This window comes from Bacteroidota bacterium (assembly GCA_016718825.1).
Taxonomy (GTDB): domain Bacteria; phylum Bacteroidota; class Bacteroidia; order J057; family JADKCL01; genus JADKCL01.
Genome location: JADKCL010000043.1, coordinates 1 through 18,431, shown reverse-complemented (window position 1 = coordinate 18,431; position 18,431 = coordinate 1). Strand labels below are relative to the sequence as shown.

Annotated in this window: 17 protein-coding genes and 2 pseudogenes; 6 read left to right on the top strand and 13 right to left on the bottom strand. The window is 49.5% G+C overall.

The window, feature by feature from the left end; translation table 11 throughout:
* The first annotated feature begins 35 nt into the window (after positions 1 to 35).
* Positions 36 to 851 carry a hypothetical protein gene (locus IPN95_27095; protein ID MBK9453020.1) on the top strand — a complete coding sequence of 272 codons (816 nt, stop codon included), beginning with the start codon at positions 36 to 38 and terminating at the stop codon, positions 849 to 851.
* A gap of 62 nt (positions 852 to 913) precedes the next feature.
* On the opposite strand, the gene IPN95_27090 is transcribed toward IPN95_27095, so the two are convergent.
* From IPN95_27090 to IPN95_27080, 3 genes are all read right to left on the bottom strand, one after another.
* Positions 914 to 2,053: a DUF2236 domain-containing protein gene (locus IPN95_27090; protein MBK9453019.1), complete on the bottom strand. Its 1,140-nt coding sequence runs from the start codon at positions 2,051 to 2,053 to the stop codon at positions 914 to 916.
* 113 nt (positions 2,054 to 2,166) lie between these two features.
* The gene (locus IPN95_27085) at positions 2,167 to 2,763 is read right to left on the bottom strand and encodes a sigma-70 family RNA polymerase sigma factor (protein MBK9453018.1); all 597 of its coding nucleotides are present in this window, start codon (positions 2,761 to 2,763) and stop codon (positions 2,167 to 2,169) included.
* Between the two features lie 6 nt (positions 2,764 to 2,769).
* Positions 2,770 to 3,975 (bottom strand): glycosyltransferase, encoded by a 1,206-nt coding sequence (locus tag IPN95_27080; protein ID MBK9453017.1) that lies wholly within the window; start codon positions 3,973 to 3,975, stop codon positions 2,770 to 2,772.
* A gap of 97 nt (positions 3,976 to 4,072) precedes the next feature.
* Here IPN95_27080 and IPN95_27075 point away from each other — a divergent pair, with 97 nt between their 5' ends.
* Positions 4,073 to 4,654, top strand: coding sequence for a hypothetical protein (locus IPN95_27075; GenBank protein MBK9453016.1), 582 nt, complete (start codon positions 4,073 to 4,075; stop codon positions 4,652 to 4,654).
* Positions 4,655 to 4,776: 122 nt separating this feature from the next.
* Here IPN95_27075 and IPN95_27070 read toward each other — a convergent pair whose 3' ends face one another.
* Positions 4,777 to 5,052, bottom strand: coding sequence for a hypothetical protein (locus IPN95_27070; protein MBK9453015.1), 276 nt, complete (start codon positions 5,050 to 5,052; stop codon positions 4,777 to 4,779).
* A gap of 585 nt (positions 5,053 to 5,637) precedes the next feature.
* On the opposite strand from IPN95_27070, the gene IPN95_27065 reads away from it, so the two are divergent.
* Both IPN95_27065 and IPN95_27060 read left to right on the top strand, forming a co-directional pair.
* Positions 5,638 to 7,143, top strand: coding sequence for a CotH kinase family protein (locus IPN95_27065; GenBank protein MBK9453014.1), 1,506 nt, complete (start codon positions 5,638 to 5,640; stop codon positions 7,141 to 7,143).
* The gene (locus tag IPN95_27060) at positions 7,140 to 8,705 is read left to right on the top strand and encodes a T9SS type A sorting domain-containing protein (protein ID MBK9453013.1); all 1,566 of its coding nucleotides are present in this window, start codon (positions 7,140 to 7,142) and stop codon (positions 8,703 to 8,705) included. Before IPN95_27065 ends, IPN95_27060 begins: the two co-directional genes overlap by 4 nt.
* 332 nt (positions 8,706 to 9,037) lie before the next feature.
* Here IPN95_27060 and IPN95_27055 read toward each other — a convergent pair whose 3' ends face one another.
* The 3 genes from IPN95_27055 to IPN95_27045 all read right to left on the bottom strand — a co-directional run bounded on the left by IPN95_27055 (position 9,038) and on the right by IPN95_27045 (position 12,328).
* Positions 9,038 to 9,835, bottom strand: coding sequence for a hypothetical protein (locus IPN95_27055; GenBank protein ID MBK9453012.1), 798 nt, complete (start codon positions 9,833 to 9,835; stop codon positions 9,038 to 9,040).
* A 200-nt stretch (positions 9,836 to 10,035) separates the two neighbouring features.
* Positions 10,036 to 10,566 (bottom strand): hypothetical protein, encoded by a 531-nt coding sequence (locus IPN95_27050; GenBank protein ID MBK9453011.1) that lies wholly within the window; start codon positions 10,564 to 10,566, stop codon positions 10,036 to 10,038.
* Positions 10,567 to 10,768: 202 nt separating this feature from the next.
* The gene (locus tag IPN95_27045) at positions 10,769 to 12,328 is read right to left on the bottom strand and encodes an ABC transporter permease (protein ID MBK9453010.1); all 1,560 of its coding nucleotides are present in this window, start codon (positions 12,326 to 12,328) and stop codon (positions 10,769 to 10,771) included.
* Between the two features lie 239 nt (positions 12,329 to 12,567).
* Here IPN95_27045 and IPN95_27040 point away from each other — a divergent pair.
* Positions 12,568 to 13,340, top strand: a pseudogene (locus IPN95_27040) (sulfite exporter TauE/SafE family protein).
* An 89-nt stretch (positions 13,341 to 13,429) separates the two neighbouring features.
* On the opposite strand, the gene IPN95_27035 reads toward IPN95_27040, so the two are convergent.
* Positions 13,430 to 14,023, bottom strand: coding sequence for a hypothetical protein (locus IPN95_27035; GenBank protein MBK9453009.1), 594 nt, complete (start codon positions 14,021 to 14,023; stop codon positions 13,430 to 13,432).
* Positions 14,024 to 14,027: 4 nt separating this feature from the next.
* Entirely contained in the window at positions 14,028 to 14,732 is a 705-nt protein-coding gene (locus IPN95_27030) for a hypothetical protein (protein ID MBK9453008.1), read from the bottom strand.
* 330 nt (positions 14,733 to 15,062) lie between these two features.
* On the opposite strand from IPN95_27030, the gene IPN95_27025 reads away from it, so the two are divergent.
* Positions 15,063 to 15,242 (top strand): hypothetical protein, encoded by a 180-nt coding sequence (locus tag IPN95_27025; protein MBK9453007.1) that lies wholly within the window; start codon positions 15,063 to 15,065, stop codon positions 15,240 to 15,242.
* 479 nt (positions 15,243 to 15,721) lie between these two features.
* Here IPN95_27025 and IPN95_27020 read toward each other — a convergent pair whose 3' ends face one another.
* The 4 genes and pseudogenes from IPN95_27020 to IPN95_27005 all read right to left on the bottom strand — a co-directional run.
* Positions 15,722 to 17,002, bottom strand: a complete 1,281-nt coding sequence (locus tag IPN95_27020) for an MFS transporter (protein MBK9453006.1) — start codon at positions 17,000 to 17,002, stop codon at positions 15,722 to 15,724.
* A gap of 3 nt (positions 17,003 to 17,005) precedes the next feature.
* On the bottom strand, positions 17,006 to 17,668 hold the full coding sequence (locus tag IPN95_27015; protein ID MBK9453005.1) for a metalloregulator ArsR/SmtB family transcription factor: 663 nt from the start codon (positions 17,666 to 17,668) through the stop codon (positions 17,006 to 17,008).
* A 368-nt stretch (positions 17,669 to 18,036) separates the two neighbouring features.
* Positions 18,037 to 18,177 (bottom strand): annotated as a pseudogene (locus tag IPN95_27010) (damage-inducible protein DinB).
* 1 nt (position 18,178) lies between these two features.
* The coding region (locus tag IPN95_27005) for a hypothetical protein (protein ID MBK9453004.1) at positions 18,179 to 18,431 on the bottom strand (253 nt) is incomplete at its 5' end.

Here is an 18,431-nt window from a genome sequence, read left to right as displayed (position 1 = left end):
TATCTTCACGGGAAATTATTCCAACATAGTTCCCAATGCAATTCACCCCCGCTAAAAACATCGACGAGGTCATTTCTCAGCTTAATGAAGTCCTGGACTGGGCCATTGAAACCAAAAATCCGATCGGGATATTCCCTGCGCTGTATGTCGTCGTGACCGAGAAGGTCAAGGAGGGCATCGCAGCGGGCAACGTTTTTCAGAATGGTCAGCGGATGGAGACGCTCGACGTGATTTTCGCCAATCGCTACCTCGAAGCCTTGCACCAATACCGCAACAATCAAAAATGCAGTTCTTGCTGGAAAGTGGCTTTTGTGATTGCCGAACGGTTCCCCACCCATGTGATTTTGCAGGAATTGCTCGTCGGCATGAATGCCCACATCAACCTCGATCTTGGAATTGCCGCTGCGGAAACGGCTCCTGGCGATGGAATCAATGGCCTGAAAAAGGACTTTTATGCCATTAACAAAATCCTCAATGCGCTGGTGGATGACATTCGAACGGACATTGCGGAACTCAGTCCACGATTTGCTTTGATCCTCAAATACATGGTCGGCGAAGACGTGATTCTTGAATTCGGCATCAAAATCGCACGCGACGAGGCTTGGGATTTCGCCAAAAAACTTGCTCCGTTGACGGGCGAACCTAGGTTGGAAGCGATCCGCGCGCGCGACAAATTCAGCGCGAGACTCGGCAACCTTGTCGCAAGTCCGGGATGGTGGCAAAACCTGATTCTTTGGTGGGTCAAACGCAAGGAAAATACAGATGTTGCCCTCATTATCAATAACCTGCGCATGAATGCCCGCGCCAAGGTGCGCTTTCCGAGCGAAATCGCTGGAGCGGATATTGGGTAAAAATCTGAGGCCTTATTTGGATTCAATTGATCGGGTAATCAAGTCCATGTTCGGCAATTAGCCTAAATTCCCCATTCCTTTGCCATTTCCTCCGGCACATACAAAGACCGTCCTTTGGTGCTTTTGAAGCGTTTCATCATGCCGCGAATGACTGCAAGCCCGAGTTTATTGGTGAGTTTCTCCAAACCCTGGCCCCGGTCTTCGAGCTTTTCCAGCCATCCGAAGTAACGGGCAATCGCTCCTGGGACGACCGCTGCCAAACATCCTTTCTTTGATTCCACGCCCAAGACGTTTGCATGTTCATCGCCCATGAAATAGCGCAGCAAAAAGTCCGCGCTGTTGTCGAGCAGGTCGGTCGGCAGCATGATTTCTTTCGAAAAGTCCAGCAAGGCTTTCGTGATCGATTTACCTGATTCTGAGGGACCTACCAAACGCGCAAACATGGCTTGTTGCTGTGCTTCGGCATCTTGCAAATCCACAGGAATCAATTCGGGTGCGATTCCAAGATAATGCCCCACCAATCGCCAAGCATAGTAAAAATCACTTGCCTGCTTGTCCGTCATCGGAAGGTTCATTTGCCGCGCGCCTTGCACCATCGTGAGTCCGAAGGTGAGCAAGGTATAGGCCAAATCTTCCTGATTGATCGGTTTTTGCCATTCGCCTTCCTTGAATTTGGGACTTGCACCCACAAAATGGCGGATGCTCGCATGCACCAAACGCACCTTGAGCGTGCTTTGTACGCCTTCGCGGCCGTTTGCGAGACTTCCCGGTGTCATCACGTCCAGCAAAAACTGCGTTGTCTCCCCTACCCTCCTGGAAAAAATCGTCGGCCATTGCCGAGTGTCGTCGAGGCGGCCGGTAATTCCCAAGGTTTCGCAAAGTTTCCAGTCCAAGTACGTGGTCGGCAACGATTTGAAATAGAGCATCAAAGCCATCGCCGGACCGAAATCCACAAAGACCTTTTGTCCCGCGCGCACGCGTCCGAAATCAATCACCTCCGGCGGTTGCCCCTGTTCGTCAAAATAATCCTTGACATAAGTCGGCACCTGCGCGACCGGCAAATCAATGTTGTGGATCAGAATCGTGAACAATTCCCGCGCTTTTTCAGGCCCGAATTCGGCCACAAGCCGCTCCAAAACAGCATCCGCAGGCCCATCGCCCACCAAACGCTGCGCATCCAAGAAGGTGTTATTCCATTTCATCGAATGGAAGTTAGCAGTTTGGAATGGAAAATTGAGAATTGAAAATGGAGAATTGAAAATGGAAAATTGAAAATGGAGAATTCTCCATTATTCATTTTCCATTCTCCATTCCATTACATTTTGCCTTCCAGGTACTTCAGCTCGTTTGCGAGCAATTCCCGGGCGCGGAAGAGTTGGGCTTTGACGGTGCCGAGGGGCAGATTGAGTTCTACGGCGACTTCTTCGTAGCTCAATTCTTGGAAATACCGCAGATCAACGAGCTTTTTGTACTTCTCGGGAAGCTTTTCGACGGCAATGCTCAGATATTCCTTGCGTTGCTTGCGCAGCATCACTTCGTCGGGATTGTCATCGGGGTCCTTGATGTCAAACTGAAAGCTGTCGCCTTCGTCGTTTTCGTAGGAGGTGTCAATGCTCACCGTCTGCACCCGCTTTTTCCGGATGAAGTCGATGCAATTGTTGGTGGCAATACGAAACAGCCAAGTGCTGAAGGCGTATTTGGAGTCGAATTTATGCAGCGAATTGAAGGCCTTGGCGAATGCTTCCTGGGTCAAGTCCTCGGCATCATCCGTGTTGTTGACCATCTTGAGCAGCATGTAATAGACCGACTTGCGGTACTTTTTCAACAGCTTCTCATAAGCCTTGGGATCCTTCTCCGCAGCCCGTTTGACGAGTTCGAGATCGTCCTTTGTATTTTTAGACGCTTCCGCCATTGTATTTCAGTTCCATTTAGGTTGGATGAGTGCAGCTGCCGGAGCCAAAAGGGCGAGGTAGATGAGGTAAGCGACATCCAGGAGCGGGAAAGCAACAAGGAGGGCGACTTTGTTTCTCCACGGCAACGAGGCCAAAATCGCAATCATGGCGGCCGTTCGCAGGAGGTAGATCATCAGGGCCCAGCCAAAGGCGGGCTGCACGCAAAGAACAACGATCAAAGATAGATAAAAAATCAGATGCAGCCCATGAATCACTGACAAAATCAGCATCGAAGCCGGCTTGTACGCCGAACCAGCACTGCCATGCCGAATCTTCTGCCGCATCCAATCCCGCCAAGTCGTTTTCGGCAGCGAAATTACCTGCGTCTCGAGGTCGGTCAGAAAGCCTGTTTTTCGTGGATTGGCATGTCGATTCACCAACAGATCATCGTCTCCAGAAAGCCGATGGGCGATGTCCTTGAATCCGCCGACGGCTTCAAACCATGATTTCCGATAGCCCAAACTGCGTCCGACGGCCATGTAGGGCAGGCCCAACCTTGCCAAACCGATATAGAGAATGGCCGTCATCCACGTTTCAAAGCGAATGAGCAGGTTGAGAAAACCATTCGCAGGCGCATACGGACTCACACCCAAGACGAGGTCGTTGCCTTTTGCAAATTCCTGCGCCATCCCGTCAAGCCAAAGCGGAGGCAATTCGCAGTCGGCATCGGTAAAGGCCAAACAATCGTAGCGGGCGGTTTGAATGGCTTGCTGCAAGGCGTATTTTTTCCCAGTCCAGCCCTCGGGAAGGCTGTCGATCACGATGCTTTTCAAATGCGGATGTCGGGTTTGCAGTTCGGCAACAATGCTTTCTGAAGCATCCGTACAGCGGTCCAAGGCGACAATGACTTCGTAGTTGCCGCGAAAATCTTGATTAAGGACACTTGGGAGAAAGCGTTTTAGGTTTTCTGCTTCGTTTTTTGCGGCGATGAGAACGGAAATGCCGCCATTTTGAGGGAGATCACTTGAATCTTCGTTGTGGAGAGTGGAGAGTGGAGAGTTAAAAGTTAAAAGTGAATAGTGAATATTGGAAAGTGGAGATTGTTGTGGGCCGAATTCCTTTTGAGGGTTTTGCCGATGGGCATTTTCCTTCCTTGTTTTCCATGCCGAGGTGAGCAGCGCGAAAATGGCTACTTGCAGGATGGTGACGGCGGAAAGGAGAATCAACCACATTTTGGTGCAAGTTAAGGTTTTAAACGCTTTGGGCGGAAGGGCTTGGATTTGCGTTTCAAGGCCAGTTCGTTAGCTTTGTTTGCGTGGTAATTTGCCCATGAAAGTCTTCGAATCCATTGTTTTCCCGACTGCGAATGAACGGCGCGTGAGCAACTTGCTCCTCCTGTTTATTGGCGGATGGCTCTTTGTGATCGTCGGAATCGTCGAATATTTCGTGCATGGCAACCAATGGGGAAAGCCGGATCTCCTCGTGGGAACGCTGTTCGGCATCGGCGTAGTGGGCATTTTGATTGGCTTTATCGGTCTGCGAATCGACAACCGCCAAGGTCAACCCAAACTCAGCGTGTTTCGGGATGCCGAAGGACTGCGTTTTGTGGTGACCGGAAACGACGGGGACCAACGGCTCTTGCCGCCCATTCAGTGGACACGCTGGCAAAACCTCAAAGCCATCGGCGAATACGACAAATGCATCGTCGAAAACATCAAAATTCAAGGTTCCAATGGCGAATGGCTCGGATTCGTCGATTCGCAAGTGGATCAACAAACACCGACGGTATTCGTTGATTTCCGGAACGAACAACTCGGAAACGATGCCCGAGTTTATGAACTATACGGCATCAGCGAATTGATCCACATCCTCCAAAAGGAAACGAAGATGGGAACTCAGCATGGCAGCTAGGCTGATGGAGCATTGGCTGAAGCGTTCACTAGACGGATCTCAAAACAACGCGCGAAAATGATAATGGATTCTAATTCAATGCATTAGAATCCATTACCCGAACAAACTTCAACCTCCCAAGCCTAACTCTTCCGAATGTGAATCGTACAATCGATGTCAACGTGCTGCCCAGCATCTTCCGCATTGGCGATGAAGCTGCGCAGATCAGAAAGCGACCTATTCAACTGCTCGAGACGATGTTTTGAGTTGGAAATATCCTCTCCCTCACGTACAAAGTCGCTGAATAGACGACGATCGTGGTAATTGATCTTAAAACGGAGCAATTCCAAGAGCAGTTGATTGCCATCTTCCATTTTGAAGTTGCCTTCGATGAGCTTAATATTCAGTTCTTTTTCCATAACAGCGCTTTCAAGTATCATATTTTCGAATTCAGGATTATACATTATCAGGCAGGACGATTGTTTTTGTCTTGCGTCGAATACAACGTCGTCGGCAGCGACAGCGAAAATCGATTCACCTCGTAGTACGCACACACAGTCATTGCCGCAGCATCACTTCGCGCACAAGACGTGGGATTCCTCGTTCCTACTTCCCTCAAGAAACTCAGATGGTCCATCGCTTTCATTTACCCCTTGTGTTGACCAAATCTAACTTCTTATGTTTTCCGAAGTTAGTACACCTTTCTTTTATCGCACAACTCCTTTTTCTTGAAATAGTTTTACTATCATGCGAGAATCAACGAAACTGTCTTGAAGGCGCAAAATTCAGCGTTGTCGGCGACGGGAAATCTGAGGCTAGGTCTTCAAAAACTGGTTACCCATCCAAGGAAGTGCTTGCAAAGCGGAGATTCGATGCCTTTCGAATCAGCTTTACCTAACGGCAGCCATCTTGCCAGAATTCAGGAAAATTTCTAATTTGTTCAGATGAAATTTGAATCACCCCTTTGTTTAAGACAGCAAGTCACACGATGGCTGTTTATAGGAATGTTTCTTTTCTTGGCCGTAGGCATCCCTGTGCAAGTTTTGGCCCAATCCACCGACGGCGACGCCTTGTTTGACGTCCCGGGCATCCACGACGTGCAGGTGACCTTCACCCAACCTGGATTTTGGGATTCGCTGACAGCTTACAAGCCGCTCGACAAGTTCATGATGGCCAAAGTCGTGATCGACGGCACGATTCGGGATTCGATCGGCATTCAACTCAAGGGCAATTCCTCCTACAACAGCTATCCCGGCGTCAAAAAGTCGATGAAAATTGCCTTTGACGAATATGTTTCGCAGAAATTCGATGGCCTCAAGACCATTAACCTCAACAACGGATTCAAGGATCCGACGATGATCCGCGAAAAGATGATGCTGGACTTTTGCAGGCGCAATGGCGTGCCCGCGCCCCGCTGCACCTACGCCCGCGTGTACCTGAATGGCACGTATTGGGGCCTGTACACGCTCGTCGAGCAGGTCAACAAAACCTTTCTCACCGATCGATTTGGCGACAACGACGGCAATCTTTTCAAAGGCGATCCGCAAGGAAGCCTGCAATGGTTCGGGAATTTGCCATCCTCCTATTATGCCAAATACGAACTCAAAACCAATGAAACCGCCAATGATTGGACGGATTTGGTGCACCTGATCGACGTGATCAACAATACGCCGAGCCAAAATTTGCGCGATTCCCTCGAACGCGTTTTGGATACGCAGACCTTCATCGATGTTTGGGCGTCCAACATTCTCTTTTCCAACTTGGATTCGTATCAGGGTTCGGGACACAATTATTACCTCTACCACGACACCACCGAAAACCGCTTCAAATTCATTTCTTGGGACGTCAACGAGGCTTTCGGGAATTTTCAAATGGGTCAGGGATGGCCTGGAATTCAGACATTAACGCCGTTTTTTATTCCCAATCCTCCGAATAGCCGCCCGCTCACCAACAACATGCTCCAAAATACGACTTACCATGATGCCTACGTCGATCGGCTCTGCGAATTTGCGACCTACGACTTCACCACGGCCCACCTTTATCCGATTGTGGACAGCCTTGCCAATCTGATTCGTGCCGATGTGTATGCAGACCCCAATAAAATGTACACCAATCAGCAATTTGAGACCAATCTGACCCAACCGATCAGCAGCGGTCCGATGGGACAAATCCCTGGCTTGAAGGATTTTATCATCGGTCGAAGGAATGCACTGCAGACGCAGTTGGCAGGGTTTGGGTGTACGATGGTGGTCGGAATGGAAGAGGGTACGGGTGCGGAAGTGGTCTCGGTGTATCCAAACTTTCTGGATGGGCGCTTCAAGATGGAATTTCCCGTCGAGAAAGGATTGTTGACGATTGTGAATATGCAAGGGAAGGTGATAGTGCACCAAGAATTGGCTACATCTCTATCGGAATTTCATCTGAATTTAGCAGCGGGGATCTATGGTTATACCCTTCAATCTGTAGAAGGCAGATTTTTCCGCGGCAAGTTCACGATTGAATCCGAATGAAAATACCCTCAAATCATCCATTCACCACCCTTTTCAGGATTGCACTCATCTTATTCTGCGGGACGTCCCAAATCCCAGCACAATCCATACAATTTGTCCGCAGCTATGGGAATGACCCCTACGACTATTGCATTGATCTGCAGCTGCGTCATGACAATGGCTATCTCATGTGTGGCGCTACCCACTTCAGCCATTCGAATTGGGGCATGTACCTGCTCAATACAGACGCAAATGGAGACTTCCTGTGGGCAAAGGCTTATGGAGGACTCGGCAACGAATCTGCGCAAAGGGTTCGCGAACTTCCCAATGGAGAATTGCTAATCGTAGGGCAAACGCAGGACACGAACAGCCTCAATTCCGATATCCTTGTGGTCAAATTAGATGCCCAAGGCGATGTATTATGGTCAAAATCCTATGGAACGACAGAGGATGACTATTCGCTGGACATGGCATTGACGAATGATGGAGGAGCAGTAATCTCTGGCTATACCTATAGCTACACTCCTGACATGCAAGCCTTTATTATCCGAATCGATTCTTTGGGAAATGTCGTTTGGGCGAGCACCTTCGGCAACACTTGGGATCGAATCGCTTACGGTATAACTCCCACAAGCGACGGAGGCTTTCTCGCAAGCGCTTGGGAACTCACCTTTGGACGTTTCAACCTCCTCAAATTGAACGCCAATGGCCAACTCCTATGGACAAAGACCCGGGAAGAAGGCGGCGCTACCAATTTGATCGAAACAGCTGACCATGGAATCATCTTTGGTGGCCAAACCTATTTGCAAGATCCGTTGCAGCAGTACCATATTTTTGCAACCAAAACCGACAGCCTTGGAAATAGGATCTGGACGAATCGTTACCGGTTCCCCCTTCCGCCGCATGCCGTTGATCTCTGGCAAACCATGGCCGGTGGAATTGCAATGTTGGCAAATGTGCCTACGGTGGACAATTCACTGCAATCCGTATTGATCGAGATCGATGGGAATGGAAACTTGATCCATTCGCGGCAATATGGAGGCAGTGCGAGCGATTCGCCTTATGGGATGGTGCAAGCACCCGACAGCGGATTTGCGATGTTGCTCGGAAGCAATAGTTTCGGGGCCCTTCGCACAATCTTGCTCAAATCCGACCCTATCGGTGAAGTGGGATGCATCGACTCCACCATTGCAATGACTGTGGAAAGCCTGGTCATCCCCGAATACAATGAATCCATTACCTATTCGATGCAGACCGTGATGGTCTCCACACCTAACTTGCAACAGTTTTCCGATTTGAATGCTGGAGCCATTTTCTGTACCAACGTCTCCGCCAATGAGCCGGTGCACGATAAAACTCGGGTTTACCCTAACCCTTCCAATGGCTCCTTCAAGATGGATTTCCCGATTTCCAAAGGCGAACTGACCATTATCAATCAGAATGGACAGGTCATCTTGCAGCGATCGATTGACTCCAAGACCTTGGACCTCGATCTCGATGTTCCGTCCGGCATCTATCGCTACACGCTTCAAAATGACGAAGGGAAAACCCTGCACGGAAATATTGCAATTCTAATGCATTGAGCAACATCTAGGGTTCAATGCTTTTGGCGAAGATTATCTGGTTCCAATTCTACAAACTCACGGATCTCTACGCCTACGTTGAAATTGTCAACCTTGCGATTTCTAATTCAGGGGATTCCTTTGTGTCGAAGATGCTAGCTGCGATGGAGGTGATGATTTGAGGGGGGGTGGCTAACGTTCGAGGTATGGCGAAGTGCCCGCCTACAAACCCCATCCATTAGTCAGCGGGTATTTGGCAAAGTCCGGACCGTCCACACCTTTGTTGGTTGACTTTTGCCGGTCGGGTTCTCCCCTCTGGCGCGCTTCCTCCTGAATTTCTCAGAATCATCCAATCATTTGTTTCTACGTAATAACCTTGAGAACAGGGACTTCTTCGACGAAACATGCTCGTCAAGCTTCATTCCCAATTCTGCGTTAACCATGTTCTGTTTGACGGGTTCCAAAATGATGAATTGTCGTCTGCTCAGTAATTGTTTGCTCTGGTTTGGCCATTGTGATGCATAGCGGAGTAACGCAATTCGGCCATCCTCCCATTTCTGATTTCTAAGAATACAGGTAGCATCAACTTTTCCATCAGGATATTGTGCGGCGAACATTTCCAACCACATGATTGATTCATGAGCGGTAACAGCGCTGATTTCGTTGAAAATCGCCTGGAAGAGCTCCAATTGGTCGATCTCTTCGGGTGAATAGCCTTCCCCGTATGCGATCGCTATCACTTGACCAAGATGCGCCTTCCATCCGTATCTCCTCTTTGTTTCTGTATCTTCGACCAGGAATTCAGCCTTTTTTACCCCAAGGTCGGTATCGTGATCTGAAGAGTAGCTATGCAGGACTGGAAAAACTCCTGCAAACCATTGATGCGCAGCTCCTCTTGAAGCCTCTTCAATCGTTTTCCCGGACCCGATAGAGTGGACACATAGTCCAGTTGATACATTATCAATTTGGGCAGCTTCGAATACAACATCCAGAATCATTCCATTGTCATTTCTCGTTGCCTCATAATTGGCTATCCGAAATTCAAATCCCAATGGCGAGAATATGATTCTGTCACTCTTCCTAATCGGATTCATTTCTGATCTGCAAAACTCTTCGTGCAAAGAGCTGATGATTATTTCTCTTTCATTCATTCGTCTCTTCCTGTCTTAGCGCGCCCTGCCTTTTGTCTTGAACCCGACCGGCAAAAGTCAACCAACGGTTAGTATATGAAAAGTAGGCGGTTACGAAGCACCAAACTTTCGGTTAAGAACAAGCTTTGATACAAGCCAAAAGACTTGATTTTAGTACTGTTTCGCCTATTTTTTATATACATTGTTGTACACAGTTTTATTTATCCAGCTGTTAAGAATACTTTTTTTTGCCCTTTTGATTTGAAGCATTCAAGACTTTCTTTTAGAATATTTAAATGACCTAAAAAATCTCCTTCCATCACATATTTTTTCCATGGATTGGGATCTGGATTCTCATATTTTGGAAATGGATCGTGTCCAATCGCCTTAATCAACATTTGTCTTTCTTCGTCAGTTGGACCTGATTTAATTTCATATTGTATTTTTTCTATGAAATTCCTTTCAGCAGATACATTTTTAATCAATTCACTTACCAAGTCAATTAAGAAATCTGTGTTTTGAAGTCCAGATTGTATGTAATCAGCATCTAGTTCACCATTGGTATAAATCAGAATAGTTAATGGTTTTAAATCCATTCCAAAATATTTGCCTGTTTGAATGATGCACGATTGGTCTCCGTAATTATCAAACTCAACTACCCAATTGTAAAATGTGCGTTCAAGAAACTTATCACATTCCATTTCTGCTTCAAAGTCGTCCATGTTTGCTGAAACTCCTATGTTAAATCCCATTTCTCTTCAATTGTGTACAACAATTGTATAAACGAAGTCCATTTTTCTCAAAAGCTAAGCATTTTTAGCACAAGGTGCACGAAACCTTCGTTTATAACTCCATTTTCATAAGGATAAACGAAAGTTTCCCGAGCCGCTAAAGGTCATCAAACGGGGAAGCTGACTTGCGGTTGCGGCCAGGCCACCGCCTCCGTTGTACCCCTCACTCAAACCGCAACGCCTTCACCGGCGAAATCGTTGTCACCAGCCATGCCGGCAGGTACATAAAAAACGTGCAGACGCCCAGCACCCCGAAGTTGATCGCGAGGAACCATTCCCATTTCCAGAGGACGGGCACTTCCTTGACGAAGTAACTTTCTTGGTCCACGACGAGCCATCCGAAGGCATCTTGGCTCCAAATCAGGCCGAGTCCAACGAGGTTACCCGCCGCCAAGCCGATCAAAATCAGGAACATGGCGTTGGTCACAAAAAGGTCCTGCATCCGGCGATTGCGCATGCCGAGGGCTTTGAGCAGGCCGATCGTGCGCGTACGCTCGAGGATCAAAATCAGGATGACCGACACCATGTTGATGACGGCAATCACGACCATCAAAATCAGGATGAACCAGACATTTTGATGCTGCAAGGCCACCCATTCAAAGAGTTCGGGATACTCGGCGGTGATGGCCCGCGCTTCGAATTGGAAGGCATCGTTGGCGCGCAAAACATCCTCAATCTTGACCACGGCGGGATCGATTTCGGAGAGTTGCGCGATGTCGTTGAGCCAGATTTCGTAGCCCATGACCTCCGAAGAGTCCCAGCGCCAGATTTCGCGGAGGGCCCGGAGGTCACAAAAAGCATTCGTTTGGTCAAATTCGCCGAGGCCCGTTTCGTAGATGCCCGTGATGTTGAATTGCCGCACGCGGGCCATGCCGGCGTCGGTTTCGAAGAAATAGGCAAATGCGCGGTCGCCCGTATCCAAATCGAGGACATTCGCCATTTTGACGCTGATCAGGAGGTCTTGGCTGAACCGTTTCCCTTTGGTGACATCCGGAATCGCGCCGCGCTCAAGGCTCGCCTTGAAAAAGTCCCAATCGTAGGTACTGTCCACGCCTTTGAGCACGATGCCCTCCTGCGTGAGCTTGCTTTTGAGCATCGTCGGACGCAGAATATAAGGCGAAACGTTGCGGACTTCGGGTAATTCGGCGACTTGTGGAATGAAGGAATTGTCCACGGGAATCGGCTGAACTTCGCTTTCGTGTTCTTCCAAGAGGTTGCCGATATGAACGTGGCTGCCAAATCCGATGACTTTTTGTTGAATGGCCGTTTCGAAGCCGAAGACGATGGAAACCGCGACTTCCATGACGGCGACGCCCAGCAAAATGCTCAAAATGCCCAACCAAACGACCAAATTGGAGATGGAACGTTGTGCGCGAAAGGTAATGCGGGCGGCGAACCGCAATTCGAAGTTGCCGACAAACGCGAAGGGGTTGCGCCACCAAGCCCCTGTCCACCAGCGCGCGCCCGTACCCAGAAAAGTGCCGAGGGAGGCGAAATAGGGCAAGGACCAAGGGAGTGCGAGAATGAGTTGGAGTGCAGGTGACGTGGGTGCTTCGCCTGGCTCAAGTCCAGCGGCGGCGAAAGGGGGAAGTGCCATCATGATACCCCAAACGAGAAAGGCCAACAGCAGCCGCAGCATCACGCTCACGTCTTTGAAAGGCGCGGTGACCAAGCTGCTGAAGAAAAAGCTGCCGGCAAAGGCGATAAGCAGATAAACTAGCATCGTAGTAATAAGCCGCGCAAGTTACAGAAAAAGTTTGGTGGGTGGTGGTGGATGCACGCCAGAGAATGCAGAGGTTTGGGATATCAATACAATTTTGATATTCGTTTTCATCGCGGTAGGGACAGGTCGCGACCTGTCCCTACCGCGATTTGGACATCCTATGCATACCATTGCGCCGATCCATGTATCAATACACAGCCCCCCACCAAAATTCCCCCAAAACCTCCGATATTCACGGCATGGAATATGTTCTGATCGCGTTGGCGGCATTTCTCACGGCGATTTTGACCTTTTTTTCGGGGTTTGGGCTGGGAACGATCCTCACGCCGGTCTTCATGCTGTTTTTTCCGGTGGATCTCGCGATCGCGCTCACAGGGGTCGTGCATTTTTGCAACAGCCTGTTCAAATTGTTCCTCGTTGGACGTCATGCGGACCGGCAGACCTTGCTGCGGTTCGGGATTCCTGCGGTTTTGGCGGCCTTGTTGGGTTCGTGGGTCCTGCTCAGCGTCGCCGATACCGGACCGATTTTCACTTGGGTTTGGGGCGAAAAGACATTCGAAGTGCTGCCTTTTAAGCTGATTGTCTCGGTTTTGCTGATCTTTTTTGCCCTTTGGGATTTGCTGCCTGTATTTAAAAAGGTGGTATTCGGGAGGAATCTCCTACCCTTGGGCGGACTGCTCAGCGGATTTTTTGGCGGCTTGTCGGGGAATCAAGGCGCGCTCCGGTCGGCATTTTTGGTCAAAGCCGGACTTTCCAAAGAAGCCTTGGTCGGCACAGGCGTGGTCATTTCCTGCATGGTCGATTTCACGCGGCTTTCCGTGTATGCGACAAGATTCCTCGAAGCCGGACTCATGGACAACCTGCCCTCGTCGGCATCGCCACGCTTGCAGGCATCAGCGGTTCGATTCTCGGCAACCAACTCCTCAAAAAAGTGACGCTGGGGTTTGTGCAGACCTTCGTAGCGGTGATGCTGATCGTGATTTCGGTGGCGATGGGATTGGGGATTGTCTGAGGCGTGGGCCTCCGGCCCTCACGCCGATCGACCGCTCGCCTCTGGCGGAATTTACCTGCATCAAAATTGCTAATACATCAGTTTCGGGATTACTCCAATTTGTTGCTTTTGGACCTTCTCTCAAAGCGAAACTCATAGTTCAGACCGATTACGTACTGCGTAAAACTGTAAGCATAATTCAATCCATGTCTGGGTAATAGTGGTTGATAAACCAAAAAAGACAAATCCAGTTGGAGGCCCTTGTACAAGTTGGTCTCAAAACCGGCTCCGACTGAAATGTAGTTGATTCCTTCTCGTCGATACGGGATATCGTCCCCACAAGTACAGTAATTACCACGATAATACCCCAATTCCGGAACAAAACGGATCGAATACTTGCCAAGATGGTATTGTGCAAATCCTCCAACAAGCATGGCTTTACGTGGAGGTGTGTAGTCTGAGGAATTCCAAACATTGAGGTGGTTCACACCAATGTATAAACCTTTAAAAGGTGAAAAGGCTATATTTTTTGCCCACGTGAATTCCTTGAAATGTCCCGAGGTGGGATCCCCCCAAATATAAGTCAATGAGGAACCGACCACCAAGCGTGGTGCATATGAACTGTCAGTGGCCACCTTTTGGCCAATAACTTGACCTACAAAGATGAGCAACAGGCATATTCCTAAAAATAATCGCTTTCCCATATTATCAATGACTACGCTTCAATGGAAGAATAAAATCAAGCCCTGAGTTGATTCCAAATTTATGCCTTGCACGTCCTTGCTGGAAAGGAAAAAATGCTAGCGTAGGGGCCATCTGCGCATAGAATCGCTTCAGGAAGCGTGCTTGGAAGCCCACTTTCCAATAAAGTGCGGGCTGATTGAGACGAGGATATAAGACGACGCTGCCGTCCTGTCGCTGGCGAATGTTTCCGTACGCCCAAGTGAATTCGAAAAAAGGATAAATGTTGAGGGCAAGAAACCTTTTTGTCTCCATACTTGATTTTTTAAACAATCCCAGGAAAGGCGGCGGCGTGATCGTATCTACTTCAAGTAGACGATCCCGGTTTTTCATGAATAAATAAAACCGCGCAAAGCCACCCACCTCATGCCAATGAAAATGCGGGCTCAGATTCCCTCCTCGCCAGCCATAGGTATAAGTGGCCCCGATAGCTAGGAAACGCGTAGGAAAATATCCGATTCGCGGATCAATTTGAATTTGGCTCTCGATCAACTTCTGATTCGTCAAAGGTTCGCGCTTGTAGGCAACGACCCCGCCCGATGAGGTGCCGATGAAGATTGAATTGCCCGAGATATAGCGACTTGAAGTCAGCGGGATTGTATCTTGACCCAACAGGAATTTCGGGTAGAAAACCATCAAAAGGATAAAGAATTTCAAAACTGTTGCTTTCATATACTGCGAAATCCTCACGCCCATTCAATTGAATTGTTTTCCACCATGGATTGCACCGTTGGAATTTCCTCTAAGAATCCCGTCTCGCATGCGTTGGGAGCACCAAACCAATGCAAGACTGAAGGCTACCAATTAGGGGTACAGTGTGGAAGAAGTTTTATTGTCCCAATGTCCGTCATAAGCTGGACAAAGTGGAATTCTTTGAAGTCACATCATTAAGCACTTGCTCCTTAGAGCAACCAACAAAGGTTGTCAAGCATAGTAGACCAAAGAAAGAAACAAGTTTCGTTTTCATGAAGGTCATTGGATTTAAAATGGTGACAAATTCTTATGAATCTGAAATTTGCACAATTCATCCCAAAAAATCCAATAAAATATCAGAGCAGTAAAACCAAGGACCCTTGCACACCAGGATTCGCCATCAAATTTCCTGAGCTGCATGGTGGACTTCACGCGGCTTTCCGTTTCTGCGACAAGATTTCGGTGGCGATGGGATTGGGGATTGTTTGAGTTTGAACCGCGTCGGGGGCGCTTTTCGTCCTTCCGACGGAGCGGAGCCCCTTTTGTCATTCCGACGGAGCGGAGCGACGAGGAATCTGAAAACGCAGATACACCTGACGTGAAAAAGTGGTGTAAGCTCCCTGACGCTATTTCGTCAATCGACGGGCGGAGCGCGGATCACCGGATACCTGCGTAAGCGGTCCCCGCGCCATTTCGTCATTCCGATGGAGCGGACGACGAGGAATCTGGAAACACCGGATACACCTGACGTGAAAAAGCAGCAGTGGTGAACCCCAGCCCCTACCGCCGCCTGGGAACACAACGGGTGGTACGAAACTCAGAGATTTCTCGCTTCGCTCGAAATGACGGCGGGGGTGCTCGAAATGACGGTGAGGGGTGCTCGAAATGACAAGGTGGGCGCTTGAAAAGGACAAGCATGGCGCACACACCGCGTGGTTAGAGCGCCACCGACGCGGGACGACCAAATTTCACCTGTGGCTTCGGCAACTCACCATTTCGTTTCCATCCTTTTTCTTGTCTTTTTTCCAAATCCAATCCATCAACTTGGGCGAATCCGTGCGACAACGCATCCTCCGGTCGATCACCACTGCCGAAGCCACCGTCAGCAATCCCACAAGCAAAATGGACGCTTGAATGCCCAAGGCATCCGCCACCAAACCCGTGAGAATGGCCCCGATCGCATAGCCCAAATCGCGCCAAAAACGGAAAACACCCAGACTTTGTGCCCGGTCCATCGGATGCGTATTCTCGGCGATCGTTGCCAAAAATGTCGGATACACCATCGCCGTTCCCCAACCCAACATCGCCGAAAGCACGATAAAATGCCCTAAGGTAGTTGCAAAAGCCATTCCCAGCAGGGTCAATCCCTGCAGGAGCATTCCCCAAAACAGCAAACTCTTTTTGCAGAAATGGTCCGACATTTTGCCCGTCACCAATTGCCCGATGCCCCAAACTGCCGGATAAATCGCGGTGACCAATCCGATTTCAGCGAGTTGGAAGTGTTTGTTGGCCAGCAGAATGGGAAACAATCCCCAAACCATGCCATCGTTGAGGTTGTTGACCAAGCCGGCTTGCGTCACCGAACTCAAATTGCGGTCGCGGACGAGGGTGTCCCAAAAAACATGCTTCAATCGGGGAATGCCATTCGAAGCAGTTTCCATTGCCACATGTCCCCGTGTATCGCGCACCCAGATCCAGGAAACCAGCAATCCAGCAAGGGAAAGACCGATTCCGAGGTAAAATGGATAAGGTCGAAGGCCAAATTCGCTGGCAATCCATCCTGTCAAAAAGGCCACGATGGCGACAGAGAGATAACCTGCGAATTCATTGAGCCCCATGGCCAAACCGCGGTTCTTTTCGCCGACGAGGTCGATTTTCATCACGACGGTGCTCGACCAAGCCAATCCTTGGTTGATGCCCAGCAAAACATTCGCGGCGACGATCCAATTCCAGTCATTGGCCTGCATCAAAATCCACGGAACGGGCAGGGCAAACAGCCATCCGATGACCAGCAAGTTCTTGCGGCCCAGCCGGTTGGCGAGGGCGCCGGTAAAATAATTCGTCAGCGCTTTGACCAAACCAAAGACAACGATAAACGACAAAACCGCCGTGCTTGCCGCGATATGGAATTCGGCCTCGGCGATTTGTGGCAAAATCGAACGCTCCAAGCCGACCATGCCGCCGACAAAGGCATTCACCAGAATCAGCAGCAAAAATTGACCAATATTTTCCTTGAGTCCGAGTTTCATCGCTTAGTTGTTGTGATTTTCAGGCAAACTCAATTTCCATTCGACGACACCGTCCTCCAATCGTTGCGCTTGATAGGCATTTTCGCGGAGAATCTTCACCGCATCCGCCGCCATCACACAAAGCGGCCCGCGGCAATACGCCACGATCGAGGAATCACGCGGCAATTCGGCGAGCCTTGCGGGCAGTTGCTCGACCGGCATCGAAATCGCCCCGGGAATATGCCCCGCCGCAAATTCGTCGGCAGGCCGCACGTCGAGCAAAACAACTTCCTCTGAACGTGATTTCTGCAGAAACGCGTCCAAGGTCAAGCAGTCGAGCAGTTCCTTTTCTTGCTTGAAGTCCTGGAGAATGCGGTCGATTTCTGCGAATTGACGGTGCGCGACTTCCTTGACATCGGCAAGCAAACGGAGGATGCTTTCGTCGGCGATGCTGTAGTAAATGAAGTTGCCTTGGCGGCGCGTGGACACGATGCGCGCTGACTTGAGCACCTGCAAATGCTGCGAGGTGCTCGCGATGGACATGCCGATTTCGCGCGACAATTCTTCGACGCCAAAAGCACGCTGCGAAAGCAAGTCCATCAATTCCAACCGCTTAGGATGCGCCAAAGCCAAGGCGACCCGTGAAAACTCTTGGTAAATGCGTTCTTTATATGTGTTGGTGGACATATTGATTTCCGTTGAGGTGATGCAAAGGTAATGATTTTTTGATCTATTCAATAATTATATTGAATACTAGAACAAGAGAATGGGAGAAAGGTTTTTCGGGGGGCCCTATCGTAATTCCGACGGAGCAGGCCCTATGTCATTCCGACGGAGCGGAGCCCCGTATGTCATTCCGACGGAGCGGAGCGACGAGGAATCTGAAAACGCAGATACACCCGATGCACAGCAACACCACGCAGACCGAAATCCGTCCAGCATTGTTGAAACACACCTGGTGCTACGAAACGCAGAGATTTCTCGCTTCGCTCGAAATGACAAGGCGCGCACACACCGCGTGGTCATAGCGCCACCGACGCGTGAAAAAAATCAAACTACCGCACTCCCCATTCCCAGAGTCCAAATTGCGTTTTCTGATCCACGGCATGTCCGGATTGTTTGAGCGCAAGCAGGATTTGCCCGCGGTGATGGCTTTCATGGGAGATCAGGTAACTCAAAAATGCAGCTGGATGCGGTTTAAAGCCCTTGACTTTGCCCTCCGCGAATGCCGTTCAAGCAACAAAGCCATGGCGCGGCACTTTCCTTGAGTTGGGTCTGTAGAAATTCACGGTTCAACGGCATCTCCTTCTCGATTTTGGCGACGGAAGCCATCAAATCCGGCGCGGCAGCCTTGAGCCACATCAACCTGACATTGTGAATATGCGCGAATTGATCCCCCACGCTACGGCCCTTCGAGGCGGAAATGTCCTTGTAATGCCCCTCGTCGATC

Excerpts from the sequence above, each read along its gene's own strand:
- IPN95_27095 (MBK9453020.1), top strand. The coding sequence starts at position 36 with ATGCAATTCACCCCCGCTAAAAACATCGACGAGGTCATTTCTCAGCTT.
- IPN95_27090 (MBK9453019.1), bottom strand. The coding sequence starts at position 2,053 with ATGAAATGGAATAACACCTTCTTGGATGCGCAGCGTTTGGTGGGCGAT.
- IPN95_27085 (MBK9453018.1), bottom strand. The coding sequence starts at position 2,763 with ATGGCGGAAGCGTCTAAAAATACAAAGGACGATCTCGAACTCGTCAAA.
- IPN95_27080 (MBK9453017.1), bottom strand. The coding sequence starts at position 3,975 with ATGTGGTTGATTCTCCTTTCCGCCGTCACCATCCTGCAAGTAGCCATT.
- IPN95_27075 (MBK9453016.1), top strand. The coding sequence starts at position 4,073 with ATGAAAGTCTTCGAATCCATTGTTTTCCCGACTGCGAATGAACGGCGC.
- IPN95_27070 (MBK9453015.1), bottom strand. The coding sequence starts at position 5,052 with ATGGAAAAAGAACTGAATATTAAGCTCATCGAAGGCAACTTCAAAATG.
- IPN95_27065 (MBK9453014.1), top strand. The coding sequence starts at position 5,638 with ATGTTTCTTTTCTTGGCCGTAGGCATCCCTGTGCAAGTTTTGGCCCAA.
- IPN95_27060 (MBK9453013.1), top strand. The coding sequence starts at position 7,140 with ATGAAAATACCCTCAAATCATCCATTCACCACCCTTTTCAGGATTGCA.
- IPN95_27055 (MBK9453012.1), bottom strand. The coding sequence starts at position 9,835 with ATGAATGAAAGAGAAATAATCATCAGCTCTTTGCACGAAGAGTTTTGC.
- IPN95_27050 (MBK9453011.1), bottom strand. The coding sequence starts at position 10,566 with ATGGGATTTAACATAGGAGTTTCAGCAAACATGGACGACTTTGAAGCA.
- IPN95_27045 (MBK9453010.1), bottom strand. The coding sequence starts at position 12,328 with ATGCTAGTTTATCTGCTTATCGCCTTTGCCGGCAGCTTTTTCTTCAGC.
- IPN95_27035 (MBK9453009.1), bottom strand. The coding sequence starts at position 14,023 with ATGGGAAAGCGATTATTTTTAGGAATATGCCTGTTGCTCATCTTTGTA.
- IPN95_27030 (MBK9453008.1), bottom strand. The coding sequence starts at position 14,732 with ATGAAAGCAACAGTTTTGAAATTCTTTATCCTTTTGATGGTTTTCTAC.
- IPN95_27025 (MBK9453007.1), top strand. The coding sequence starts at position 15,063 with ATGAATCTGAAATTTGCACAATTCATCCCAAAAAATCCAATAAAATAT.
- IPN95_27020 (MBK9453006.1), bottom strand. The coding sequence starts at position 17,002 with ATGAAACTCGGACTCAAGGAAAATATTGGTCAATTTTTGCTGCTGATT.
- IPN95_27015 (MBK9453005.1), bottom strand. The coding sequence starts at position 17,668 with ATGTCCACCAACACATATAAAGAACGCATTTACCAAGAGTTTTCACGG.